Annotated in this window: 18 protein-coding genes and 1 riboswitch; of the genes, 13 read left to right on the forward strand and 5 right to left on the reverse strand. The window is 55.7% G+C overall.

Features of this window, described 5'->3' with window-relative positions:
* Positions 1-15: 15 nt before the first annotated feature.
* From PKO02S_RS05255 to PKO02S_RS05265, 3 genes are all read right to left on the reverse strand, one after another.
* The gene (locus PKO02S_RS05255; protein ID WP_127580043.1) at positions 16-1,044 is read right to left on the reverse strand and encodes a hypothetical protein; all 1,029 of its coding nucleotides are present in this window, start codon (positions 1,042-1,044) and stop codon (positions 16-18) included.
* 170 nt (positions 1,045-1,214) lie between these two features.
* Positions 1,215-2,156, reverse strand: a complete 942-nt coding sequence (locus PKO02S_RS05260) for a YqhG family protein (protein WP_127580044.1) — start codon at positions 2,154-2,156, stop codon at positions 1,215-1,217.
* Positions 2,153-3,970, reverse strand: a complete 1,818-nt coding sequence (locus tag PKO02S_RS05265) for a DEAD/DEAH box helicase (protein ID WP_127580045.1) — start codon at positions 3,968-3,970, stop codon at positions 2,153-2,155. Before PKO02S_RS05265 ends, PKO02S_RS05260 begins: the two co-directional genes overlap by 4 nt.
* Positions 3,971-4,142: 172 nt before the next feature.
* Positions 4,143-4,250, forward strand: a riboswitch (glycine riboswitch).
* Between the two features lie 203 nt (positions 4,251-4,453).
* Here PKO02S_RS05265 and gcvT point away from each other — a divergent pair.
* The 7 genes from gcvT (at position 4,454) to lipM (ending at position 12,981) form a co-directional block, all read left to right on the forward strand.
* The gene (gene gcvT / locus PKO02S_RS05270; protein ID WP_127580046.1) at positions 4,454-5,563 is read left to right on the forward strand and encodes a glycine cleavage system aminomethyltransferase GcvT; all 1,110 of its coding nucleotides are present in this window, start codon (positions 4,454-4,456) and stop codon (positions 5,561-5,563) included.
* Positions 5,564-5,591: 28 nt separating this feature from the next.
* Entirely contained in the window at positions 5,592-6,950 is a 1,359-nt protein-coding gene (gene gcvPA / locus PKO02S_RS05275; RefSeq protein ID WP_127580047.1) for an aminomethyl-transferring glycine dehydrogenase subunit GcvPA, read from the forward strand.
* Positions 6,950-8,407, forward strand: a complete 1,458-nt coding sequence (gcvPB, locus tag PKO02S_RS05280; protein ID WP_127580048.1) for an aminomethyl-transferring glycine dehydrogenase subunit GcvPB — start codon at positions 6,950-6,952, stop codon at positions 8,405-8,407. The genes gcvPA and gcvPB overlap by 1 nt, the downstream gene beginning before the upstream one ends.
* Before the next feature lie 128 nt (positions 8,408-8,535).
* Positions 8,536-9,660, forward strand: a complete 1,125-nt coding sequence (locus PKO02S_RS05285) for a glycosyltransferase family 4 protein (protein ID WP_127580049.1) — start codon at positions 8,536-8,538, stop codon at positions 9,658-9,660.
* Positions 9,661-9,668: 8 nt separating this feature from the next.
* A complete protein-coding gene (locus tag PKO02S_RS05290) occupies positions 9,669-10,433 on the forward strand; it encodes a YheC/YheD family protein (RefSeq protein ID WP_164821306.1) in 765 nt (254 codons plus the stop codon).
* A 183-nt stretch (positions 10,434-10,616) separates the two neighbouring features.
* Positions 10,617-12,047: a sulfatase family protein gene (locus PKO02S_RS05295; protein ID WP_246066845.1), complete on the forward strand. Its 1,431-nt coding sequence runs from the start codon at positions 10,617-10,619 to the stop codon at positions 12,045-12,047.
* A gap of 91 nt (positions 12,048-12,138) precedes the next feature.
* Positions 12,139-12,981: an octanoyltransferase LipM gene (lipM, locus tag PKO02S_RS05300; protein WP_127580052.1), complete on the forward strand. Its 843-nt coding sequence runs from the start codon at positions 12,139-12,141 to the stop codon at positions 12,979-12,981.
* Positions 12,982-13,066: 85 nt separating this feature from the next.
* Here the strand turns inward: lipM and dat are convergent, their stop codons facing one another.
* Positions 13,067-13,918 carry a D-amino-acid transaminase gene (gene dat, locus PKO02S_RS05305; RefSeq protein WP_127580053.1) on the reverse strand — a complete coding sequence of 284 codons (852 nt, stop codon included), beginning with the start codon at positions 13,916-13,918 and terminating at the stop codon, positions 13,067-13,069.
* Between the two features lie 256 nt (positions 13,919-14,174).
* Here dat and ric point away from each other — a divergent pair, with 256 nt between their 5' ends.
* The 4 genes from ric to PKO02S_RS05325 all read left to right on the forward strand — a co-directional run bounded on the left by ric (position 14,175) and on the right by PKO02S_RS05325 (position 19,195).
* Positions 14,175-14,891: an iron-sulfur cluster repair di-iron protein gene (ric, locus tag PKO02S_RS05310; protein ID WP_127580054.1), complete on the forward strand. Its 717-nt coding sequence runs from the start codon at positions 14,175-14,177 to the stop codon at positions 14,889-14,891.
* 47 nt (positions 14,892-14,938) lie between these two features.
* Positions 14,939-15,460, forward strand: coding sequence for a hemerythrin domain-containing protein (locus PKO02S_RS05315; protein WP_127580074.1), 522 nt, complete (start codon positions 14,939-14,941; stop codon positions 15,458-15,460).
* An 86-nt stretch (positions 15,461-15,546) separates the two neighbouring features.
* Positions 15,547-16,278, forward strand: coding sequence for a YwiC-like family protein (locus PKO02S_RS05320; protein WP_127580055.1), 732 nt, complete (start codon positions 15,547-15,549; stop codon positions 16,276-16,278).
* A 337-nt stretch (positions 16,279-16,615) separates the two neighbouring features.
* Positions 16,616-19,195, forward strand: coding sequence for an adenosylcobalamin-dependent ribonucleoside-diphosphate reductase (locus PKO02S_RS05325; RefSeq protein ID WP_373865193.1), 2,580 nt, complete (start codon positions 16,616-16,618; stop codon positions 19,193-19,195).
* Between the two features lie 532 nt (positions 19,196-19,727).
* Here PKO02S_RS05325 and PKO02S_RS05330 read toward each other — a convergent pair.
* Entirely contained in the window at positions 19,728-20,579 is an 852-nt protein-coding gene (locus PKO02S_RS05330) for a helix-turn-helix transcriptional regulator (protein WP_127580057.1), read from the reverse strand.
* 147 nt (positions 20,580-20,726) lie between these two features.
* On the opposite strand from PKO02S_RS05330, the gene PKO02S_RS05335 reads away from it, so the two are divergent.
* Together PKO02S_RS05335 and PKO02S_RS05340 are read left to right on the forward strand one after the other, a co-directional pair.
* Positions 20,727-23,393: a glycoside hydrolase family 2 protein gene (locus PKO02S_RS05335; protein WP_127580058.1), complete on the forward strand. Its 2,667-nt coding sequence runs from the start codon at positions 20,727-20,729 to the stop codon at positions 23,391-23,393.
* 427 nt (positions 23,394-23,820) lie between these two features.
* Positions 23,821-24,978, forward strand: a complete 1,158-nt coding sequence (locus PKO02S_RS05340; RefSeq protein WP_127580059.1) for a cache domain-containing protein — start codon at positions 23,821-23,823, stop codon at positions 24,976-24,978.
* Positions 24,979-25,147: the final 169 nt, after the last annotated feature.

Genomic DNA, 25,147 nt, shown 5'->3' on the forward strand with positions numbered 1-25,147 from the left:
GAGAAATACCGAAAGTTAGGGGAGGTGAAACGTGCCGAACCGCTTAAGCTCCTCGAGCGGCATGTACCTGGAGCCATCCTGCTCCAGCCGTACGAAGGCGCTCTGGTCGTTCCATGGCACGACACCCGTGACGGCAAACGGTGCAAGCACCGCGCGGTCGTACAGATCGCCTCGGTAAGTGATCGCCGTATCCGGACCGGAATCCATGGCGAGCGTCAGATCGTTCACATTGTTAACGTTGAGCGGTGAACCGCCGGTAAGCCAATACGTATTGTGGAACGGATCGAAGATCGGCCATTCCCGGGCTGCCGTTGGCTGCAGCCCGTCAGTAAGCTTAGGCAGACCCAAGCTAGGCGAGGCCTCGGTTGCTGCGCTCGGATTTGTAAGCGATTTCAGCGATTCTATGTTCCGCTTCGACAGAGGCAGCTGCTCACCGGTTTTCGCATCCACGTAAATCGACTCTTCCGAGTCGGCGTTCAGCCGCCAGACGGCATGCAGCGAACTGAGATACAATCGTTCCAACGTGAATCCTGGCTGTGCGACAAAAGCTACCAATGACATCGTATCGGGTATAAGGGCAAGCTGTACCAACGTGCGATACAGCGTCTGTAAGCTGAATAAAGGACTTGAGCCGATGCCGTATTCCGCTAATACCAGACTGCCGTCCGAAGCGGAGCTGACGACCAAGTAGCCAATCTCATTGCCGTTCTCTTGTAGCAGCACAACCCATCCGTGCAGACCGGGTCCAAGCGGGAAGCGGTTCCAAGTTGCTCGGGACCAAGTATCGAAGCCGGTTTGTGCGGACAGCTTGTCGACCCAAGCCTGGATCTGACGATCCAGTTCGGAGGAAGCGGTCGCAGCGGCGATTGCCGTTGCCGGCACACCAACCGTCGTCGTTACCGCAGAGCCCGATTCCGATACGAAGGTTCCGTCGGGCGGCTCTCCGTGAACGGTGTTCGGTAGAATGGAAACCGTAAGGGTCAATCCCAAATATAAAGCTGCGAATCGTAAAAGCGATTTCGCCGGAAGTCTCGTCTTGCGCATCGGTTCACCTGCCTTGCAGCGATTGGAGAAGGGGGCGGTGGAGTGACAATGGTGTACTACCAGCTTATGTCCATATTGTACGGGATATGCCGGTAAATGTTTGTTAGAACGTGTCGCCGCCCTGCTTTTTTTTCGCTTGTTTTTTTGGGAGCTTTTAGCGTCTTTCGTCGCTATTCGTCGCGAAGGTGAAAGAGCCCGCAATTGATGACGGAAACTTGGACTCTCGGCCTATATTGCCACTCCATCTCTTGCCTCCGGCTATCCCACTGCGCTTGCACCGCTTCCTTCTTGCCGGCCTCCACGGTCCCGATCAGCTCGCCATAGTAGCCGTCGACGCGTTCGAGCTCGTCAGCCAGCCGCTCATGAGCACCGTCCGCCCATCTGTGGTCCACTTGCCGCAGCAGCTTCTCCACGTACTGCTCCAGCATCGTGCGAGCGCGTGTTATGGTTAACTGCTGCCGAGGAATAATGCCGCCGACGGGAAAACGAGGCGTCAACCGCTTCGTCATCACCCTGTCGTGGAAGCCGGTGACGATCTGGCCGTTCGTCAAGTCGATGCCCAGCGAGTGGAGCTCATCGCGCTTCATATCGCATAGCAACTCGACCTTGTAGTTGACGGCAAGCCAGGACGTGTAGCCGACCGATGTTGTGAAGGCGCCTCTGGCGACAGCCGTGCCCGGCTCCTCGAACAGCTGGACGAACTTGCCGTTCGAACGAACAACCTGGAACAGCTGCTCCAGCCGCCGGCTGCCGAACGTCACTTCGTCCTGCGCGATTCGGCCGGGCCCGGTCAGAGGCGGCGTGATGCCGAAATAGCGCTCCAGGATCGACTCCGGCTCTTTCTTCGGGCTCGAAGCCTGGGGGGCGGCGGCCGCTCGGCGTTCTTCCTCCGCGCGATGCTTCTCCGGATCGAAGACGAACTTGAACGTCATCGTCTCCGGCGGCGTCCCCATTCGGTCGATAAAGCTCCAATAGAACGGCCGGTTCGACAAGCTGCGGTCCGCCTCGGAAGACAGCTTCACGGTCACGTGAGCCGGCGATTTCTCGATAATATGGCAGTCGGTCGTCTCGAGATAGCGTATGAAAAACTTCTGAATCTGCTTCGTATTCACGTCCGGTTGTTCGCCTCCCTCGCAATCGTCTGCCCTGCGGCATTCAGCACGCGGTTGATGCCGGGTCCGCCGCCGCCGTGCTCCTGTTCTTGCTCCTGAGCGACTTCATCCGCCGCCTCGTGGAACGACTGGCCCAGACGGTCCATATGCCGCCGGACTTCATCGTCGCTGCCGCTCTCGGCGATGATGCGGAACAAGCTCGACTCGAGCGAGGTACGCTTCTCCATCCGCTCGAGGATGACGTCTAGGCCGCCGATGACCATTTCGAACATGTTGATTTTCTCATGCAGCAGCGACAGAATATGCTCTTCGATTGTGCCTCGGGTGGACAAGTTGAAAATATTGACGTTCTCGGTCTGGCCCAAACGATGAACCCGGCCGATCCGCTGCTCGACCCGCATCGGATTCCACGGTAAGTCGAAGTTGACGATGTTATGGCAAAACTGCAGGTTGATGCCTTCGCCACCTGCCTCCGTGGCCACCATCACTTGCGCCCGGTTGCGGAACAAGTCCATCATCCAATCTTTTTTGCCCCGGTTCATGCCGCCTCGGTACGACACCGCCGTTACATTATGCTCCTTGAAAAACTTCATCAAATATTCCTGTGAAGCCCGGTATTCGGTGAAGACGATCACCTTGTCGTTCAGCGCCTGGATCAGCTCCAGCGTTTTCTCGGCTTTCGTATTCGCCTTGATGCCTTTGATCAGCTCGACAAGCTCCCATATTTTAGCCCGGATCGGAGAGTCCTCGGCTGCTTTCTTGAACAAGTTGTACAGTGTAACAAAGACGGCGTCCCGACTGCTGCACACTTCCCGTTGCAAGGTAACAAGCGAGAGCATGCTGCTTACATCGCCGGTATCGGCCGCGTCCTGGAACCGTCCTTTGACGAAATCGCAAACCCCGCGGTACAGCGCCATTTCTTCCTCGGACAAGGTGAGCGGGACATTTTTTACGATCCGTTTCGTGAACTGCATTTCTCCATCGGCTCGGCGGTTCCGAATCATCACCTTGGCGAGCGTCTGCTGAAGCACATCTTCGTTCTTGGGCATCCGCTTATCGACGACGAAATTGCTGGCGAAATGCTCGACCCCGCCCAATTGACCCGGCTTCAGCAGCGTAATCATGTTATACAGCTCGCTCAGATCGTTCTGCACCGGCGTAGCGGTTAGCAGCAAACAATACTTTTTGCGCAGCTCGGTGACGAATTTGTAGTTGGACGTCTGTTTGTTCTTCAGCTTGTGAGCCTCGTCGATGACGAGCATGTCATAGTCCATACCGAGCACAATATCTTTATGCGGCACGCGCTTCGCGGTATCGATCGAGGCGACGACGACGTCGTATTCGGTCCACATGTATTCTTTCTTTTGCGCGACGGCCGAAATGCCGAATTTCTGGTTCAGCTCCCGCACCCATTGCAGTACAAGCGACGCCGGCACCAGGATGAGAATTTTCCGAACGAGCCCGCGCACCAAATATTCTTTGAGAATAAGTCCGGCTTCAATGGTCTTACCCAAGCCTACTTCATCCGCCAAAATCGCCCGGCCGCGCATCTCGTACAGCACTTTCTTGGCCGTCTCGATCTGATGGGGCAGCGGCGTCAGCTGGGGAATGTGGCTCAAGCATTGCAAATCTTCGAAGTTCGCTACGAGACTGGCCTGCACAGATTCATAGGCGAGCTGGTATTGCGTGAAGTCGTCCCATGGCCCGTTTTTCAAGGCGCGCGTCTCCAATTCGTCGAACCACGAACGCTCGAAGTGAATGTTCAGCCGGTCGTGAAGAGGGCGGATATGTTCGGATTGGTCGGTTTTGAGCATGGGGCGTGATCCTCCTCAAGCTTGGCAGATGGCTTGCGTTATATGTTCCGGTCGAAACTGTTAGCCTAGTATGCACCAAAACAGAGCGAAACATAACTTTTCTCTTTCATCCCGGGAATTGTTGGTGTAGAATAGTTAGGTATGTTACGGACCGACAACCGAATAGCTGCGGATGAACGTACAAGGAGAGATCGACGGAGCCTCTAGGGAGGCGGCCGGAGGCGCCGAAGGAGTAAGCCGAATGGTGAATCTCTCAGGCAACAGGGACTTGTGCGGGACGCAACTCTGGAGAGAGCCGGAGCGCCCGAGAGGGCTGCCGGAGGCCACCCACGGGGTAACTTGAAGCGGATGCGGATAGGGAACTCTCAGGTACAAGGACAGAGCAAAGAGATGTATGCATGTACATTTTTTTGCTGTGTCCTTTTTGTGTTTCGGGCATGCTAATTAGCTAGAGGCAACACATTTTATCGATGAGGTGATGGCATGACGGAACTGAAAAAAACGCCGCTCTATCCGCTCTATTCGGCGTACGGCGCGAAGACGATCGACTTCGGCGGCTGGGACTTGCCGGTCCAATTCGGCGGCATCCAAGGCGAGCACGACGCGGTTCGCGAGCGTGCGGGGCTGTTCGACGTGTCACATATGGGCGAGTTTATGGTGACCGGTACCGGGTCGGCGGCTTTCATCCAGCGGATGACGACGAATGACGTCGCGAAGCTCGAAGCCGGGCAAGCGCAGTACAGCCTGCTCTGCTACCCGAGCGGCGGCGTAGTCGACGACCTGCTCGTGTACAAGCTGGGCGACGACCGCTTCATGCTCGTTGTGAACGCTTCGAACATCGACAAGGACTTCGCTTGGCTGTCGGAGCATCTGGGTGCGGACGAGGACGTGAAGCTGGCGAACGTCTCGGAGGAGACGGCGCTGCTCGCGATTCAGGGGCCGATTGCAGTAGGCATCGTAGCGGGGCTAACTGACGCGCCGGTGGCGGAGCTGAAGCCGTTCCGGTTCGTGGCGGATGCCAGCGTGGCCGGCATCAAGGCGCTAGTGTCGCGCACCGGCTATACCGGCGAAGACGGCTTCGAGCTGTACGTCGCGGCGGGCGATGCGGCTCCGATGTGGGAGAAGCTGATCGCAGCAGGCTCGGACATTGGTTTGGTGCCGGCGGGGCTCGGCGCGCGCGACACGCTGCGCTTCGAGGCGCGGCTGCCGCTGTACGGCCAGGAGCTGTCCGAGGACATTACGCCGCTGGAGGCGGGACTCGGCATCTTCGTCAAGCTCGACAAAGGCGATTTCGTCGGCCGCGAGCCGCTGGCGTTGCAGAAGGCGGAAGGGCTGCCGCGCAAGCTGGTCGGCATCGAGATGATCGACCGCGGTATCCCGCGCTCGCATTATCCGGTCTTCGACGCGGAAGGCAATCGGATCGGAGAAGTGACGACCGGCACGCAGTCGCCGACCTACAAGCGCAATGTCGGATTGGCTCTGCTCGACAAAGCGTTCACGGCGCTTGAGACCGAAGTGTATGTAGAAATTCGCGGCAAGCAGTTGAAGGCGGTCGTCGTCAAGGCGCCTTTCCACACGCGGCCGAAACAATAAGAGATTCGAGAGGAGACTACCGTCCATCATGACTCACCGCTACTTACCGATGACCGAACGGGATCGCGCGCAGATGCTGGAAACCGTCGGCATTCACTCCATCGAGGAGCTGTTCGCCGATATTCCCGCGCAAGTGCGTTTCCAGGGAGAGCTTCAAATTCCTCAAGCGATGACCGAACCCGGCCTGCTGCGCCATATGCGCAAGCTGTCAGGGAAGAACGCCGACTTCGACCGTTATGCGAGCTTCCTGGGCGCAGGCATCTACGACCATCATCTGCCCGTCGTCATCAATCATGTCATTTCCCGCTCGGAATTTTATACGGCATATACGCCTTATCAGCCGGAGATCAGCCAAGGCGAGCTGCAGGCGATCTTCGAATTCCAATCGTACATCTGCGAGCTGACCGGCATGGCCGTGGCGAACGCTTCGATGTACGACGGTTCGACTGCGCTGGCGGAAGCCGGCGCGCTGGCACACGGCGCGACGAAGCGCCGCAAGCTCGTCGTCTCCCGCGCCGTTCATCCGGAAGCGCGCAGCATCGTGCGTACGACGGCGAAGGGCTTGAACCTGGAAGTCGTTGAGGTTGGTTGTGTGAACGGCGTCACCGATCTGGAGCAAGTGAAGTCGCTGGTTGACGGCGATACCGCAGCGGTCATCGTACAGTCGCCGAACTTCTTCGGCAGCATCGAGGACTTGGCGGCGATCGAGCCGGTCATCCACGGCGCCGGCGGTCTGCTCGTCGTGAGCAGCAACCCGATGTCGCTCGGCTTGATCGAAGCGCCGGGCCGTCTCGGCGCGGATATCGTCGTCGGCGACGCCCAGCCGTTCGGGATCGCCGCTTCGCTCGGCGGACCGACTTGCGGCTACTTCGCCGTCGCCGACAAGTGGATGCGCCGCATGCCGGGCCGCATCGTCGGGCAGACCGTCGACCGCGACGGCAAACGCGGCTTCGTGCTGACGCTGCAGGCGCGCGAGCAGCATATTCGCCGCGAGAAGGCGACGTCGAACATTTGCTCGAACCAAGCTTTGCTGGCGTTGTGCGCTTCGGTTTATTTATCCACGATGGGCAAGCAAGGGCTGCTGGATGTAGCCGGGTTGAATGTCCAGAAGGCGCACTATGCCGCTCGCGTACTTGGTGCGGTTGAAGGCGTGGACGTAGCTTACTCTTCTCCGTTTTTTAATGAATTCGTGCTGAAATTGAACGGCGGTGCCGCTAACGTGGCCGAAGTGAATGGGAAGCTGCTGGAAGCGGGCTTCATCGGCGGCTACGATCTGGGCCGCGAATATCCGGAGCTGGCCGGCCATATGCTCGTCGCTGTCACCGAACAGCGCAGCCGGGAAGACATCGATCAGTTTGCCGCAAGCTTGAAGGAGGCGCTCGTTTAATGAAACACGATAAAGCACTAATATTCGAACTAAGCCAACCGGGCCGTGTCGCCTACTCGCTGCCAACATGCGATGTGCCGGAAACCGATATCGCCGAACTGATCCCATCGTCATTGCTGCGTACTAAGCCGGCCGAGCTGCCGGAAGTGTATGAAGTGGACGTCATTCGCCACTATACCGCTTTGTCCCGCCGGAATTTCGGCATTGACAACGGATTTTACCCGCTCGGCTCTTGCACGATGAAATACAACCCGAAAATCAACGAAGACGTGGCGCGCTTTCCCGGCTTCGCGAAGATTCATCCTTATCAGCCTGAAGCTTCGATCCAAGGCGCCTTGCAGCTGCTATATGAGCTGCAGAACGACCTGGCTGAAATCACCGGCATGGACCGCGTGACGCTGCAGCCTGCTGCCGGCGCTCACGGCGAGTGGACCGGTCTGATGATGATCCGCGCCTACCACGAGAGCCGCGGCGAAGTGCGGACGAAGGTCATCGTACCGGACTCCTCGCATGGCACGAACCCTGCGAGCGCGACGGTTGCAGGTTTCGAAACGATCACGATTCCGTCTGACGACCGAGGCTTGGTTGACCTCGACCAGCTGCGTGCCGCAGTCGGCTCCGATACCGCGGCGCTTATGCTGACGAACCCGAACACGCTCGGCTTGTTCGAAGAGCAGATCGTCGAGATCGCCGAGATCGTCCACAATGCGGGCGGCCTCCTGTACTACGACGGCGCGAACTCCAACGCTATACTGGGCATCGCCCGTCCGGGCGACATGGGCTTCGACGTCGTGCACTTGAACTTGCACAAGACGATGAGCACCCCGCACGGCGGCGGCGGCCCCGGCGCCGGTCCGGTCGGCGTCAAGGAGAAGCTCATCCCGTACTTGCCTGCGCCGATGGTCGTGCGCAGCGAAGACGGCGTGTTCAGCCTCGACTACAACTATCCGCAATCCATCGGACGAGTAAAAGGCTTCTATGGCAACTTCGGCATCCTCGTCCGCGCTTACACGTACATCCGTACGCTCGGTCCGGACGGCCTGCGACAAGTGTCCGAATATGCGGTGCTGAACGCGAACTATATGATGCGCCGTCTGGCTCCATACTACGACGTGCCGTTCGAGCGCGCGTGCAAGCACGAGTTCGTCATGTCCGGCCGCCGGCAGAAGAAGCTCGGCGTGCGTACGCTGGACATCGCCAAGCGGCTGCTGGACTTCGGCTACCACCCGCCGACGATCTACTTCCCGCTCAACGTCGAGGAGTGCATCATGATCGAGCCTACGGAGACCGAGAGCAAGGAGACGCTCGACGGCTTCATCGATACGATGATTCAGATCGCCCAGGAAGCCGAGACGAATCCGGATCTCGTCGTGAACGCACCATATTCCACAGTCGTGAAACGTCTGGATGAGACGCAAGCGGCGCGCAAGCCGGTTCTGAACTGCACTTGCGGTTAATTGCTTTTGGATGAGTCCCTTGAGTCCTACTCAGGGGGCTCATTTTTTGTGGAGTAGGCACGCATCCCGTTCGCCGCTCTTGCGCCTGGCATATCTTGATACGGATGCCGAAGCGAAGGGTGTGAATTATGAGACTATTAATTATTGCGCCCCCCCAGATTCCCGTACCTCCGGCCGTGGGAGGCTCCGTCGAGAATTGCATCTACCAGATCGCCAGACGGATGGCGACGAACCACCGGATTACGGTGGCTTGCAGACAATCCGGAGGCCAAAGCGCTGCGGCATCCCGTGGCAACCTGCACTTCGTCCGAGTGCCTAGAGGCTCCGCCGCCGCTTACCTAAAGGCGATCCGGCGCAGGCTGCGCGGGCAGCGCTTCGACATGATCCAGATCGATAACCGTCCTTCTTACGTTCCGATTGTCCGTAAGCTGTTCCCGGGTATCCCGATCTCGGTATTCCTCCATTCTCCGACCTTCATTACCCCGCCGAGCAGCTCGGTTGGGAGGGCGGCCGTTCATTTGTCCGGCGCGACGCTGATTGTAGCGAACAGCAGAGCGCTTGCCGGGCAGCTTAAGGCCATGTTCCCCCGGTTGAAGAGTCGGATTCGGCATGTGCTGCTAGGTGCCGATCTGTCTCAATTCAGACCGCCGACTGAGCATGAACGAAGCAGGACCCGCAGCGGCTACGGCCTGTCGGGTTCGTTCAACATCGTGTTCGCCGGGAGATTAATTCCGAAGAAAGGCGTGCCTGTTCTGATCCGGGCGGCTCGTCTCGTTCGTCAGCAAGTGCCGTCCGCCAAGCTTGTCATTGCAGGAGGTGCCGGCAAGCCGGGATATGTGAGCGGCCTGAAGCGTCTGGCAGCCGTCAATCAGGTGCCGCTGAAATTTATGGGCTACGTACCGCGCCTCCGCATGCATGAGGTGTATTGGGTGGGCGATTGCTTCGTTTGCCCGTCGCAGTGGAAGGAGCCGTTCGGTCTGGTCAACGCCGAAGCGATGGCGGCCGGAACGCCTGTAGTCGCTTCGCGGATCGGGGGAATTCCCGAGATCATCTCGCACGGGGACACCGGTCTGCTAGTGAGCCGATACCGGAGTCCAAGCGCCTTCGCCGGGCAAATCCTGAAGCTGGCGCGCGATCGCGGAGCGGCTTCTCGAATGGCGCAGCGCGCCCGTCAGGCGGCCGTCCATCGGTTCAACTGGGGCAGCACCGCCTCCAAGCTGGCGAGCATTTATACCCCTTATGCGAAAGGATGAAGCCGCGCATGCGAACGATTAGAAGCAAGTGGGTGAAGACGAAAGTACTTCTAGCGAAAGCCTCGCTTAGCGCTTATGTGCCGAATACGAAGCGATTGACCCGGGACAATTTGCGGCAGATGCTGGAGCGCTATCGGATGGTATATGTCAAGCCGGACGGAGGTACCGGTGGCAACGGGGTGATGCGCGTAGAGCAGCGCGCCGGCTCGTATTCGTATCAGATCGGTACGAGGCGCCGTGTTTTTGCCACCTATCCGGCTCTGTACAAATCGCTGATCACGATGACAAGAGGGAAAGCTTATTTGGCGCAAAAAGGCATCGAGCTGATGAAATGCAGCGGCAGGCGCTTTGACCTGCGAATCATGGTTCAGATCAACTCGGCAGGCCGTTGGGAAACGACCGGGATCGTCGCCAGACTGGCTGCTCCTAAGAAAATCGTAACCAATTATCATAACGGCGGGACTCCGGTTTCCACCGACTGGCTGTTCGGGCGGATTATGCCGGATGCTCAGCGGACGGCACTTTTTGCGAAGCTGAAGGCTCTAGGTGTGGCGACGGGGGTTTGTATGGGGAAACGATTCCCGGGAGTGAACGAGGTCGGGGTGGATGTCGGATTGGATGGCAGTCGCAAGCCATGGATCATCGAAGTGAACACCAGGCCGGATCTGTACATTTTCAACCAACTGAAGGATAAGCGCATGTTTCGCAAAATGTGGGGCTATGCCAAAAAGCTGGGCCGATTCAAACGTAGAAAAAGCACGGCAGGACAGTAGTCTATGCGTCGCCGCATGGGTAAAGCCCGACAGAAGAAGGTCCGTTTCCTTCCGCTCGGGCTTTCGACATGCATAGGGCTTGCACAATTGGACAAAATCGGAGGGTTGCGAGAAACAGCTGACGCGAGTGCTTTACTGTGATAAAATATTATTACTCATTATCCGATAATGGAGGAAATAAAATTGCTGAACCGTCAACAACAAGACCAACGACCTAACATCGTGTTCATCATGTCGGACGATCACGCTTCTCATGCGATGAGCTGCTATGGCAGCCGGGTGAACGCGACTCCGAACCTCGACCGGATTGCGAACGAGGGGATTCGCTTCGATAATTGCTTCTGCACCAACTCCATCTGCTCGCCTAGCCGTGCGGCCATTCTGAGCGGTACATACAACCATATCAACGGTGTCAAATCGCTGCGCGATCGGTTCGACGGGCGGCAGGTGACGTTCCCTAAGCTGTTGCAAGCGGACGGCTATCAGACGGCAATGGTCGGCAAGTGGCATCTCGGACATGGAGGCGAGGCTGATCCGACCGGTTTTGACTTCTGGAGCGTCGTGCCGGGCCAGGGCGAATATCACGATCCGGAATTTATCGAGATGGGCGAGAAGAAGAGGTTTTCAGGCTATGCGACCGATCTGATCACGGATTTCTCCATCGATTGGCTGGACAAGCGCGATCCGGAGCGTCCGTTCCTGCTGATGTGCCATCACAAGGCGCCTCATCGTCCCTTCCAGCCGGATGCGAAGCATATGCATATGTACGAGGACGTAGATATTCCGGAGCCGGAGACGTTCTATGACGACTATGAGGGGCGTTCGGAAGCGGTTCGAGAGGCCAAAATGCGCATCGATCGCGACATGGACGATCTAGTCGATTTGAAGGCGTATCCTCCGGAAGGCTTAACCCCGCTTGAGCAGAAAAAATGGCGCTATCAACGCTATATGAAAGACTATTTGCGCTGTGTCGCCTCGATCGACGACAATGTGGGGCGGCTGCTTGATTATCTGGAGGATCAAGGCGTGGCCGACAATACGATCGTGGTTTATACGTCCGATCAAGGTTTTTTTCTCGGTGACCATGGGTGGTACGACAAGCGGTTTATGTATGAGGAATCGCTGCGCATGCCGTTCATCGTTCGTTTCCCGCGGGCGATTCGTCCGGGCTCGGTGACGGACAAAATGGCGCTGAACGTCGATTTTCCGGTTACGTTCCTCGATTATGCGGGGGTGGAAATTCCGGAGGCGATGCAGGGAGTAAGTCTGCGGACGATCTGGGAAGGCGGGGAGCCGGCTGAGGGCTGGCGTACCTCGATGTATTACCGGTATTGGATGCATCTCGACGATTGGCACAACGTGTACTCGCATTACGGGGTGCGGACGGAGCGCTACAAGCTGATATACTACTACGCAGAGGCGCTCGGTACGCTGGGCTCGAAGGAAGAGAAGCGGACGCCGGAGTGGGAGCTGTTCGACCTGCAGGAGGATCGCTATGAAATGCACAACCGATATGGCGATCCCGCGTATGCTGCCGTTACGGCGGAGCTGAAGCAGGAGCTGCGGCGGCTGCAGCTGGCTGTGCTGGACGAGCCGGTGGAGGAGGTTGGGTAAGGCGATTTTGTTGACCCTTTGAAAAGCGCGCTGAAAAGTTGTAGGATGGAACCTATGAAACTGGATTGCCGGTGGGCGAGGGGGAAAAACGATGACGACTTGGCGCTTTATACATTCCGGCAATAACTCGCCTGCCAAGAACATGGCGGTGGACGAAGCGATTCTCACGGCGGTCAGCGAGGGGCTTGTTCCGCCTACCGTGCGGTTCTATGGCTGGGATCCGGCGACGCTGTCGATCGGCTATTTCCAGAAGGCGGAGCTGGAGGTAGACTTCGACGAGGTGGCGCGTCAGGGAGTTGGCTTCGTCCGGCGGGCAACCGGCGGGCGGGCCGTGTTGCATGACCGGGAGCTCACGTACAGCATCATCGTGTCCGAGGAGTATCCGGGCATGCCGCGGACGGTCAACGAAGCCTACCGGGTGCTGAGCGAAGGGCTCGTGCTCGGATTCCGCAAGCTCGGCTTGAGCGCGGAGATGGTGAGCCTGGCGTCGGAGGAAGAGAAGGAGAAGTATTCCACCGTCGGCTCGGCTGCCTGCTTCGATTCGCCGTCGTGGTACGAGCTCGTCGTTGAGGGACGCAAGGTCGCGGGCAGCGCGCAGACACGCCAGAAGGGCGTCGTGCTGCAGCACGGCTCGATCCTGCTTGAGCTCGACACCGAGCAGCTGTTCTCGCTGCTGCGGTTCTCGAGCGAGCGGATCAAGCAGCGTATGATGGAGTCGTTCGCGCGCAAGGCGGTGGCGATCGGCGACGTCTGCCGCGACGTCGGCCTCCCGCCGGTGACGCTGGAGCAGGCGGAGCGGGCGTTCCGCGCCGGCATCGCCGAAGGGCTCGGCGTGACGCTCGAGGACGGCGAGCTGACGCCGTACGAGCGCGAGCTGTCCGAGCGCCTGGCGCTCGAGCGGTACGGGCATGACGAATGGAACCTTAAGCGATAGTCGCTTAAGGTTCCGTTTTGTTTGAGCGGGGTGCATTTGTTTGCTTGGCTAGTTATGTAGAGGTCAAAATGACCTCTACTTCCGCTTATCCTTGCGACACGAGCCCTGCATACCGCTCGAACGCCGCCTGCAGCCGGCGTACGACCGGCCCCGGCTGTCCGCCGCCTACATTCACGCCGTCGATCTGCACGATCGGCATCACTTCCGATATTGTGCTGGAGAGAAACACCTCGTCCGCCTTCATCATTTCATCCACGGTAATGGGCTGCTCCACGAACGGTATGTCCAGATGTTGCGCCAATTGGCGGATGACGAGCCGCGTTATGCCGTGCAGGATCATGTTGTCAGCAGGATGGGTGATGATGCTTCCGTCTCGCACGATAAGCAGGTTGGATGCCGTGCATTCCGTGACCGTCCCGTCCCGATGGAACACCACATCGTCCGAGCCGACCTCTACCGACTCTTGCTTAGCCAGCACATTGGGCAGCAGGTTCAGCGTCTTGATGTCGCAGCGCAGCCAGCGGATATCGGGACGCGTGATGACGGCAATCCCGCTATGCATGGTCTCGAACGGCCTGCTCACCTCGCTCGTATAGGCGATCAGCACCGGTTCCGTCCCGGCCGGAGGGAATGCATGCGCTCTCGGAGCCACGCCGCGAGTAACTTGCAGATAGACGATCCCGTCGTCCAACTTATCAGCTTCTATCAACTTCTCCAAGTAATCGTTCAGCTTGTCGATCGAATTCGGGAGCTCCAGCTTGATTTCGCGGAGACTTCGCTTCAGCCGGTCGTAGTGGGGGCCGCTCTCGAACATCCGTCCGTTGTAGACGCGGATGACTTCATAGATGCCGTCGCCGAAGCAATACCCTCGGTCCAGATAAGACAGAGCGGCGTCGCCGCGGGGAATGATTCGTTCGTTTTGCAGCATCCAACTCATATGATTTCCCCTTATATCTAGTATTGGAAGGCCCGCCTGTTGCGGTATCTATCTCATACTAGCAGCGTGGTTCGGCAGTGTCAAAACCGATCTGAACCCCTCCCCCAATCCCGCAAGCCGGGATGTGTCGATTATATGAATAACATTGGAATTTATCGGCTGCAGCCCTTTCAAATGTGTTTTGGATCACAGAGGAAAGCGTGCATTCGTCCTATACTGTGTATGTAGAAGCACAAACGGAAAGGGTGAATTCGAAATGAATCAACATTTTAGCGGAGAGGAAAAAATCGGTTCGATTGTTTCCGTTTTCCCCGGTGCCAGCCATTTATTCAAGGAAGTCCAGATCGATTTCTGCTGCGGAGGCGACCGTAGTCTATTGGAGGCGATCCGTCAAAAAAATAGGGATGAGCACGAAATTTTGCGCCGTTTGAATGAGAGCTTTGCAGAAATGAAAAACAAGGCTGAGCAAGGCGGGACGGATTGGCGAGAAGAGCCGATAGCCGATTTAATCGATTATATCGTGAATCACCATCATGCTTATTTGCGAAAAGAGCTGCCGCTGCTGAGCGAATTCATCACGAAAGTTTTACGCGTTCACGGTGGAGACCACATCGAGCTTTCGCTATTGCATAAACGGTTTCATCAAATGAAAATCGAATTGGATCAGCATTTGATTGCGGAGGAAGAGGCACTCTTCCCGCTGTTAAAGCAATATGCGAGCCGGCCCGTTCCCGAGAAACATGAACAGGTCATCAAAAGTTTGCGCGAGCTGGAGACGGACCATAGCGCTGTCGGGTACTATCTGAGAGAGATGAGAACGATCACGAACGGATACGCCTTGCCGCCGGAAGCATGCAGAACGTATACGGTAGCCTTTCATAAATTAGTCGAACTGGAGTCGGATCTATTCCAGCATATCCATTTGGAAAATAACATTTTATTCCCGCGAATTGAAAATCAAGAAGTACGATAACGATGGAGGTGGCTGCAATGAACTCTACGCCATTCGGTTGTGGAGCAATGAACAGCGGAGCAGGCAATGCGGAGATACGGTTATGCGAACCTTTGCAGCGATTGAAGCAGGAGCATATTCCCTTGAGGATGGCCATGGACGCTTTTTATTCAACGGCCCAACAGCTTGATGAGGAGACAGGCATAGAACAAAACGATCTCGTGCACACATGGCTTGATCAGGTTGCCGATTTTACAGTTCAGTTAAAGAAGCATTCCATTAAGGAAGATGACGGATTATTTCCGATGATGGCCAACTACATGGGCAGAACGGTCGGTCCGATTGCTGTCATGGAATACGAGCACGAGCAAGCGGAGCATTATTTGCAACGTTTCCTGGAGGCGGCTGGTCAAGGGGAGAGGGCGAGGAAGCACGAAGAGATTAGAATGCTTGCCGGCTACGCCGTTCAAGCTTACACCATATTGACCCAGCATTTCGGCAAAGAGGAAGCGGTGTTATTTCCTCTGGCGGAAAACATGCTGTCTCCCGAAGAAAAGCAACAATTGAACCGCATAGTGCAGGAAAAATAAGCGATGGTCCTGAAAGTCCCGAGATGGTTCAGCCGTTTCGGGGCTTTCCTTGTGAAGGGCATCCCTTTGGAGGGGGCGGTGTTATTTTGAAAAAGCGGAGTGTCGTAATTCCTCATGAGCATGGCGGCTGGGCGATGGTAAGCGTACCGTTCCTGCTCGGAATGCTGACCGGGAAACCGCAATGGATGCATGTGCCGCTATTTTTGGCATGGCTATTTCTTTATTTATCTTCGTATCCATTTCTGCAAGCTTTTAGAAGATCCTCAGCTAGAGTTTTTTTGGTCAGATGGGGCGTCTTATACAGCTTGGCTGCACTCGCTTTTTTGATTCCGACGATAGTGTACAAACCATCGCTTCTCTATTTTGGTCTTCCTGTTCTTGTCCTGCTGTTGGTTAACATGTGGCATGCCAAGCGCAAATCAGAAAGAGCAATCGTGAATGACCTGTGCGCGATTCTCATTTTCTCTATCGGTGGTGCCGCTGCTTATTCGCTCGGCGATGGAGGGTGGGATCGATCAATGGCCGCGGTCGTTCTTTTCAGCTTTTTGCATTTTACGGGCAGCGCCTTTTTCGTAAAGACGATATTTCGCGAAAGAGGGAATAAACGTTGGCTCGTCTACGCACGCTTATATCATTTGTTGCTGCTCGTCATTCCGTGGGCGGTCGGCTATCCAACCCTCATCTTCGCCTATATTTTCTCAGCGGCGCGAGCATTCTTTTTTGCAGGAAAACCATTGCGTCCATGGAAGGCGGGAATCCTTGAGATCGTGGGCGTGCTGCAATTTCTAATCCTGTCGGCGTACTTTATCCGGTTCTAGACGACAGGACTGAGGCACTAACAGGCGGCTCTTTTGCAAAAAACAGCGATTGATAGAGAAATAGAGAGGCTGAGAGCTTGAAGTTCGCTTTACAGAGTCAAAATCGATTCCCATGCATTCGATGCACAACATATTGTGAGGTATAATGAGTCCTACACACTATATATTGTGTTGCGCCCAACCGTTCGGCTGGTCGCCTACATATCATAGGATATAGCGTTTCTCAAGTCAGGACTTACTTTCACTACTTTTCCGGGAGGTTTTTATTTTGGAAACCGCACGTGCAGTCAAGCGTCTGGAGGGTTTGAGCGAGAAAATCTTTTTGGACCGATACGCCATGAAGGATGCCTATACCGAGCATACGAAGGTAGGCGACACGGTGCTCGTCCTGACCAAGGATGATCCGAAATTCCCGAGCAAGGACGTAGGCGAAGTTGTTGCTCGCAATGGTCGCCATGTGACCGTGAAGCTGCGAAACGGCGAGCTGTTCGAATCCACCATCGAGAAACTCACCCTGAACGTTGAGCATACGCCGGAGCAAATGTGGGATCGGTTGGCGACCGCTATGGCGTCCGTCGAGACGACTCCGGAGAAGAAAAAGGAATGGAAGGAAAACTTCCGCTACATCCTGGACGACTGGAGGCTCGTTCCAGGTGGACGGATCGCAGCAGGCGCCGGAGCCAGCGATGAGCTGACTCTATTCAATTGCTATGTCGTCCCATCCCCGCACGACAGCCGCGGCGGCATCATGAGCACGCTGTCGGAGATGACCGAGATCATGTCGCGCGGCGGCGGCGTAGGGATCAACCTGAGCTCGCTGCGTCCTCGCCGTGCCGTGGTGAAGGGCGTGAACGGCTCCTCCAGCGGCGCCGTATCTTGGGGCGGGTTGTTCAGCTACACGACCGGCCTGATCGAACAAGGCGGCAGCCGTCGAGGCGCGCTTATGCTGATGATCAACGACTGGCATCCGGACCTGATGGATTTCATCACCGTCAAGTCGACGATGGGCCAAATCACCAACGCCAACTTGTCCGTTTGCGTCAGCAACGCCTTCATGAAAGCCGTGAAGGAAGACCTGGACTGGGATCTCGTGTTCCCGGACACGACGGTGGCGGACTACAACGAGACTTGGGACGGCGACCTCGTCAAGTGGCGCGCCGCCGGCAAGCCGGTCCGCACTTACCGTACGGTGAAGGCGCGCGAGGTGTGGCACACGATCATCGAGTCCGCCTGGAAATCGGCCGAGCCGGGTGTCGTCTTCATGGAGTACTACAACCAGATGTCCAACAGCTGGTATTTCAACCCGATCATTTGTACTAATCCGTGCGGAGAACAAGGACTGCCGGCTTGGGGCGTGTGCAACCTGTCCGCCGTCAACCTGTCGAAGTTTTATGATCAGAAGAACCACGACGTTGCTTGGGATGAGCTGGGCAAGACGGTTCGTTATTCCGTTCGTTTCCTGGACAATGTCATCGACAAAACACCGTATCATTTTGAAGAAAACCAAATCAACCAGATGGGCGAGCGCCGCGTTGGGCTTGGCACGATGGGGCTGGCGGAGCTGATGATCAAGCTCGAGATCCGTTACGGCAGCCCGGAATCGCTCGTGTTCCTGGACCAATTGTACGGCTTCATGGCGCGCGAGGCGTACATCTCTTCCGCCGATATCGCCGGGGAGAAAGGTTCCTTCAAGCATTATGACCGCGACAAATTCCTGCAAAGCGGATTCATGAAGCAAATCGTCGAGACATATCCGGAAGTCGGTTCAGCGATCGAGAAAAAAGGCATGCGCAACGTCACCGTCATTACACAGGCACCTACCGGCAGCACGGGCACGATGGTCGGTACATCGACGGGGATCGAGCCTTACTTCGCCTTCGAATATTTCCGCCAAAGCCGCCTCGGCTTCGACAAGCAATACGTGCCGATTGCGCAGGAGTGGAAGGACAAGAATCCGAATCAGGACTTGCCGGACTACTACGTCACTTCGATGAGCTTGTCCGCTCAGGATCATATCCGCGTGCAAGCGGCGATCCAGAAATGGGTCGACAGCTCGATCTCGAAGACGGCGAACGCGCCTCATGATTTCACCGTCGAAGAGACGAAGGAGCTGTACGAGCTGGCGTTCGACTTGGGCTGCAAAGGCGTGACGATCTACCGCGACGGCAGCCGCGACGTGCAGGTGCTCTCGACGGCGAAGGAGGAGAAAAAGGAAGAGCCGGCTAAAGCCGCCGTTCCGGTAGCTGCTGTTGCTTCAGCTGCAGTTGCGGAAGCCTCCCCTGCAGACGCGGGTCAGCATGCCTCAGCTGAGTCGGAGCTGACCGAACTGTCCAGCACGCTCGCGGTGACGATCGATCCGCAGACGAAACAAGTGTTCGACAAACAGTACAAGCGCCGTCCGCAAATATTGAGAGGCGCTACCTACAAGTACAATACGCCATTCGGCATGGCTTATATTACAATCAACGACATGAACAATAGTCCGAGCGAAATATTCCTGAACGTGGGCAAAGCCGGCTCCGATGTCTTCGCCATGTCCGAAGCGCTCGGCCGCGTCTGCTCCTTGTTCCTGCGCTACGGCGACCATGGCGACAAGGCGCAGCTGCTGATCAAGCACCTGAAGGGCATCGGCGGGTCCGGCGCGATCGGCTTCGGCCCGAACCGCGTCGAATCAATCGCCGACGCGGTAGCCAAGGCGCTCGAGTCGCACATCGCCGGCGATGACGACCCGGCCAGCGAATACGTCACCGCTGCGCAGGAGGTGACGGCTACATCGGAGAAGCCGGCCTTCACTTACGTCTCCGCCGTCAGCGAGAGCTCCTCGACCGACCTGTGTCCGTCGTGTGGCTCCGCCTCCCTCATCAACTCCGAGGGCTGCAAGAACTGCTCCAACTGCGGCTATAGCCGTTGTTCTTAAGAGTGAAGCTTGGGGATAGTTCCTGAGACTACTTGTGAGTTGTAACTTGATTTGTCGTCGTTAGGAAGATGAAATGTCATTGAAATTGAACAAAAATGTCGCTCGCCCGTGCCTTCATGGTACGGGCTTTTTGTCATATGGGTTTCAAAATGTCCTCGTAGTTTAACCCCTACCTATAGAGGTAATAACTATTGGGGAATGTGCTGCCTTATCAAACGTGGTATTGGCAGAAGGGCCAAACCTATACCCTGACGCCAGGCGATCATACCATCACTGTAGATGTACGGGAAGACGGTGCAATGCTAGACACGATCCTGTTGACGACCAATACGAACTACGTGCAGGATTTGCTCTGGTATGAGGCGGAGTCAGGCACGATGACATCGCCCATACAAGCTTCTGCTTGTACAGGCGCCTCGAATGGACAATGCGCTAAAGTTCCGGATGGGCAAGGCAACAATGTGGGCAAGTCCAGCGTAACGATGACCGTATATGACGGTGGTATCTTCATTTCCGAAAGATATGCAAGGTTTCATTGCAAATCCTTTTTTAATTTCCGATATGCGCTCGGGGACATGCCGTTCATACTCTTGAACACGCGCCCGAAATGCGTAGTATTGGTGAAGCCAGTCTGAAGGGCGATTTCCGTTATGTCCGACCCGGTGTGGCAAAGCAGCCGCTGCGCTTCCTTTATTCGAAGACTATTCAAATATTCTACATACGTAAAGCCGGTCAATTGCTTAAATCGTGAGCTTAAATAGTTGGCGTTGAAATGAAACCGGGACGCCAAATCGTGCAGTTGAAGCGGCTCTCTGAAGTGCACGTTTATGAAGCGCAGCATATGTGCAATATTCGCTTGCATCGAGCCATTCGACAGATGATGTTCCAAAGGTTGGAGAGCAAGTCTCGCTGCGAACAGGAGCAGCTGCTTGACGAGCATAACGATCTCCTGCTCAAACCCTACAGGCTGGTGCTTGGCCTCGTACATGATTCGGAACAAAATACTTTCTACATATTGTTGTTCTTCTGGGAGAAATCGAAGGACCCGGTCCTGCTGTATGAAAGTGTATAGCAAATCGATAGGCGGAATGGAGTGGCGATGCGGCGCGATCCAGCTCGAGTGGAAGCTGAGCTCAATTTTTTCGTAGGGGCTTGTCTCGGCATCCATGGTGCGGTGTATGTCTTGCGGAGCGATGAAGATCATCTCGCCCTTGGACATCGAATAGGCACGCTCTTTCACGAAGAAACGTCGTTTACCGTCGATCAGGTAAGTGATTTCAAAATGGGGGTGCCAATGACTATCCATATAATAATGAGGCTTTCTCATACGCTTGACAGCGACTTTCCCCAGATCGTATGAAGTTCCGGTTTCTGTCAAATACATGGTGATCACGCTCCAGTTCGGCCGTGCAATCTTCTTACATTATAACCTAACAAAATGTAGAAAGTCTCTACATATCGGTCCTGAACCCTAATGCGTTCCACTCTATAATAGAAGCGAAAGAGGGATTGAACGACCTAGGAGAGGAAAATGAATATGCAAATTCGAGGGAGAACGAGTCGAACAATTACGTCGGATTGGAGTTTTGTGTATTACGCTGATCCCGAGTTAGATGAATCCTATGCCGCTGAGGGTCACGCCGACGACGAGTGGGTGGCGATTGGGCTGCCGCATACTTGGAGCACGTACGAAACGACCGGAGAGCTGCATCCCTTCATCATGCACCCGTCCGAGAAAGACGATTCCTACTGGTGGTACGGCTGGGGATGGTACCGGAAACGGCTTCATATCTCGGACAAACATGCCGGCAAAAGGCTGTTTCTGGAATTCGACGGTGTGATGAAGGTTGCCAGGGTATACGTGAACGGCGAGTTTGTCGGCGAGCACAAGGGAGGGTACGCTTCGTTCTCCCTGGATGTGAGCGGGCATGTGCGTATAGGCGGCAGCAATGTGATAGCCGTGGCCGTGTCGAATCGCCGCAACGATCTGTTCGGCAGCATTCCACCGATGACGGCGGGTAATTTCAACGTATACGGCGGCATTTACCGGGACGTGCGTATCGTTGTGAAGGAGCCTCTTCATATCCCGTTCCAAGGGAGCGCAGATCACGAGGGAGGCACAATTGTCACTACACCGCAAGTTTCGCACGAAAGCGCCACTGTCCGTGTGCGGACGTATATGAAAAATGACGGACAAGAAGACAAACGTTGCACCCTCGTCACATATGTACTGGATGCCGACGAGCGCGAGGCGGCGACTATGGTTGCTCAAGCGACAATTCCGTACGGGAGCATGCACATGTTCGACCAGACCAGTCCCTCGATCGCTCAACCGAAGCTCTGGTCGCCCGATGAACCGAACATGTACAAGGTCGTGTCCCTTGTCCTGGACGAGGACGTTCCGGTGGACCGATACGAGAGTCCGCTCGGCTTCCGTTGGTTTCATTGGGATTACGAGCAGAAGCGGCTTTTCTGGAACGGGGAGCTCCTCCTGATTCGGGGGACGAACCGCCATCAGGAATATCCGTGGCTGGGCGACGCCATTCCCAAGTGGATGCACGACATGGACCTGCACGATATGCGGATCAATCAGGGCCATAACTTTATGCGCACGTGCCACTATACCCAGGACAAATATGTATACGACTGGTGCGACCGCCATGGAATCATTGTGTGCGAGGAAGTGCCGAATATCAAGAACATTGAATTCGGCGACGCCGTGCAGGAGCAGCAAGTTCGAGAGATGATTCGCCGCGACCGCAATCATCCGAGCATCGCCATGTGGAGCATGGGCAACGAGACGACGAACGCAGCTGATGCTGCGTGGGCGAGGGAAGAAGACGATACCCGCATCATTCATTATCGGCATGTCGGAGGCAGAGGAGAGCAGGAGCCGCACAATCACCATCAGCTGGAGATGGAGAATGTGCTGCGCTGCACGATACGCGGCTGGTACAACGCGGATGTGAAACCGTTGCAGCCGGACAACGGCCAGCATACCGGGCATGAACGCTGGCAGCACGATATGGCGCTAATAGAGGGAGGCAGCTACCGCGGGCGTATCGATATGAACGGCGTCATGTGGATTTATGCCGATCATGGCGCAGACCGCGAATACGTGAATGCTCCGCTCAAGCATGTCAATCCGAAAGGATGGGTGGACGCCTATCGTGTGCCCAAGCTGATGTATTACTTGTGGCAAGCCCACTGGTGCCCGGAGCCGATGGTGTACATGCACCCGTACGATTGGACGCTGCGTTATTTGGATCAGTGCCGATCGATCACCGTCAATAGCAATTGCGACCAGGTGGAGCTATGGTACAAGGATGAGAAAATCGGCGAACGAAAGCCAAACCGTGAGAACGGCTATACGGTTGCATTCGAAAACGTCCGAATCAGGAAAGGGTTGCTGCGCGCGATTGGCTGGCGAGCCGGCGTTCTTGCGGCAACGCATCGGCTTGCGACGCACGGCGAGCCGGCAAAGCTGCAGCTTCGTTCGAAGCAGCAGGAGTGGACGGGCGAGAAAAGGCTTGTGGCCGACCGGTCGAGCATCGCTTTGCTGGAAGTCGATATTGTCGACGAGCATGACGTTCACGTTTTCGGCGCAACGAACGAGCTATACGTCGAGGTTGAAGGGGAGGGGCGGCTCGTCAGCCCGTCTGTGTATACTTCCGATATCGACAAGCATGAAGAGATGGAAGGAACGATGTACGTGGATGCGCCTGTAACAATCGTCGTTCGAACGACGAATAGGGCCGGGACCATTCGCGTGACGGTGTCGTCGCCGGGCTTGCAGTCCGCCGTCATCGAGCTGGAAAGTGGGGAGCGGGTTCAGTTGAGTGACCGTAATGATGATGATGGCATCATTGAGCCGCCTTGTTTGTCCCGAGGAGACATTTCGCAGGTTAGACCGAGGACTGGTGATGCCGCTGCTTTAGCCGCGCATCCCATGGCACTGCCGCTAATCAACCATGATATTGATTATGATGACCGCGATCCCTTGCTGTACGAACGCGATATGACAGCCTTCCTCCTGTCGCTTAACCCCCATGTGCAGCCAGCTTCGGCTCCGTTCGTTGCCCTTGTCCGCTTAATGACTCTACAGTTGCACATGGACAACGGGCGTATGGTGGCCGATGATTTTAATTTCAATATCGAGCGTTACAACGAGGAGTGCAGCGGGAACAGCAAAGCTTAAAATGCGGGGAGTCCTCGATGAAAGTGAAACTGATTATGAAAACAGATAGAAAGTTGAAAATGGATGTATTTTACGGCAATTGAACCTTTCGATCTCGTAAAATTTCGTGCATGATCGTTGAGAATGGAACAGGGAGGCGAGGATCGTGTGCGTATGCGGGCACGGTCCTCTCTTTCTATTGACAACCATGTCAATTTTAAGGATAATGGCAACACCATTCAGATATAGAGTACATGGGGGTATGAAAAGAGCTTGTTCTATGGTTCGGGAAAGAAGAAACTGTTTGTCCGATTTCTCGCCTCCTATCTCATTATCTTGCTGGTTCCGCTATCCATCGACACATATATGTATAATCGAACCCGTGCATGTAATTGAAGAAGACGCGAAACAGGCGAACTTTTCGATCCTTGAGCAGAGTAAAGACATCATGGATACGCGGTTGATGGAAGTGGAGTCGCTTGCCACTAAAATCTCTGTCAATTCCAAGGTGCTGCACGTTCTGACCCTTCAGGGGCCGCTGAAGGATGAGGACCGGTACTTGGTAAACGAGGTCAATCAGGAAATGGACCAATATGCGACGACGTCCCTCATCCATGATATTCACATTATGTTCAAGTATATCGACATGATTGTGACTCCAAGTACCATATTTAATGGGCAGCGGGATTACAACGTCTATTTGAAATACGGCGATCTTAACTACTCGGAATGGTGGCAGCTACTGACCGCTCCAAAAGGTCCCTTCTTCCAGGTGTCTCAAGTACGTATTATTGACAAGGATCGACAGTCTGTCACTTATGTGAAGCCCTTGTTCCTCGGATCTCCGCAGCAGCCGGACGGCTCAGTAGCCGTCTATCTGGATGAATCCAAGCTTCGCACCGTGCTGGGAGCGCTGAAATTCAACAATATCGGGGAGCAAGGAGGCCAAGGTTGGGCTTACATTACGGATAGCGAAGGCCGCGTCATTACATCCACCGTTCAGGGCAAGCCATTGACGGTTGTTCCACTTGATGGTTTGAGCGGTCGTGTTAGTGTCCATCGACAAATGGACGGACAAGACTATATTGTCTCCCAAACTGAATCCGCTTACAATGGCTGGCGTTACGTCGCAGTCATGCCGTCAGGTACGGTACTGGCTAAAGCGGTCTACATTCGTAATCTAATATGGCTCGTCATCGGCGGTTATGTGTTGTTCGGGCTCGCGGCCGCGCTCTACTTCGCTTATCGGAACAGCAAACCGCTGCGTGAGCTGATCGAGACCATTCGCGAATTTGTCGGTGCCGATTCCGGAGTAAAGTCTCACAATGATTACGAGCTCATTCAAGGTACATTCTCGGAATTGATACGCCGAAATGAATCGCTGCGCCGCATGATGGACAGTCAGATTCCTTATTTGCAAGCGGCGTTTATGGATCGGTTGCTACGAGGCGACTTCAAGAACACCGAAGAGCTGTTGGCGGTGCAGACGCAAGCGCATCTGCAGTTTAACGGAAGTCGGTTTGTGGCGGCGTTTATTCGATTTCAATCCTTCAGGGGAGAAGAAGATCAGGCACTGGTTGTGAAAGAGCTGAGCGCGCAGCCTTGACTGGTGGCTCAGGTGGCTCAATACTGCCGACGCTTGATAGATGCCCAGCAAACCGTTGCTGGGCATGCCACGCGGCGAACGATGGGGTGCAGGGGGCGTTCCCCTTTTGGGGACGGAAGGTGTCGTTCATCAATGGACGCCCTTAAACCGTCTTTTTTTGGCTTAAGGG

The sequence above is a fragment of the Paenibacillus koleovorans NBRC 103111 genome (assembly GCF_004000845.1).
GTDB classification, from domain to species: Bacteria; Bacillota; Bacilli; order Paenibacillales; family NBRC-103111; genus Paenibacillus_AA; species Paenibacillus_AA koleovorans.

What these genes read in the sequence shown, in the direction of transcription:
- gcvPB (WP_127580048.1), top strand. Translation starts at nt 6,950, where the DNA reads ATGAAACACGATAAAGCACTAATATTCGAACTAAGCCAACCGGGCCGT.
- gcvPA (WP_127580047.1), top strand. Translation starts at nt 5,592, where the DNA reads ATGACTCACCGCTACTTACCGATGACCGAACGGGATCGCGCGCAGATG.
- lipM (WP_127580052.1), top strand. Translation starts at nt 12,139, where the DNA reads ATGACGACTTGGCGCTTTATACATTCCGGCAATAACTCGCCTGCCAAG.
- PKO02S_RS05325 (WP_373865193.1), top strand. Translation starts at nt 16,616, where the DNA reads ATGAAGGATGCCTATACCGAGCATACGAAGGTAGGCGACACGGTGCTC.
- PKO02S_RS05290 (WP_164821306.1), top strand. Translation starts at nt 9,669, where the DNA reads ATGCGAACGATTAGAAGCAAGTGGGTGAAGACGAAAGTACTTCTAGCG.
- PKO02S_RS05335 (WP_127580058.1), top strand. Translation starts at nt 20,727, where the DNA reads ATGAATATGCAAATTCGAGGGAGAACGAGTCGAACAATTACGTCGGAT.
- PKO02S_RS05330 (WP_127580057.1), bottom strand. Translation starts at nt 20,579, where the DNA reads ATGTATTTGACAGAAACCGGAACTTCATACGATCTGGGGAAAGTCGCT.
- ric (WP_127580054.1), top strand. Translation starts at nt 14,175, where the DNA reads ATGAATCAACATTTTAGCGGAGAGGAAAAAATCGGTTCGATTGTTTCC.
- PKO02S_RS05340 (WP_127580059.1), top strand. Translation starts at nt 23,821, where the DNA reads ATGGATACGCGGTTGATGGAAGTGGAGTCGCTTGCCACTAAAATCTCT.
- PKO02S_RS05315 (WP_127580074.1), top strand. Translation starts at nt 14,939, where the DNA reads ATGAACAGCGGAGCAGGCAATGCGGAGATACGGTTATGCGAACCTTTG.
- gcvT (WP_127580046.1), top strand. Translation starts at nt 4,454, where the DNA reads ATGACGGAACTGAAAAAAACGCCGCTCTATCCGCTCTATTCGGCGTAC.
- PKO02S_RS05255 (WP_127580043.1), bottom strand. Translation starts at nt 1,044, where the DNA reads ATGCGCAAGACGAGACTTCCGGCGAAATCGCTTTTACGATTCGCAGCT.
- PKO02S_RS05285 (WP_127580049.1), top strand. Translation starts at nt 8,536, where the DNA reads ATGAGACTATTAATTATTGCGCCCCCCCAGATTCCCGTACCTCCGGCC.
- PKO02S_RS05265 (WP_127580045.1), bottom strand. Translation starts at nt 3,970, where the DNA reads ATGCTCAAAACCGACCAATCCGAACATATCCGCCCTCTTCACGACCGG.
- dat (WP_127580053.1), bottom strand. Translation starts at nt 13,918, where the DNA reads ATGAGTTGGATGCTGCAAAACGAACGAATCATTCCCCGCGGCGACGCC.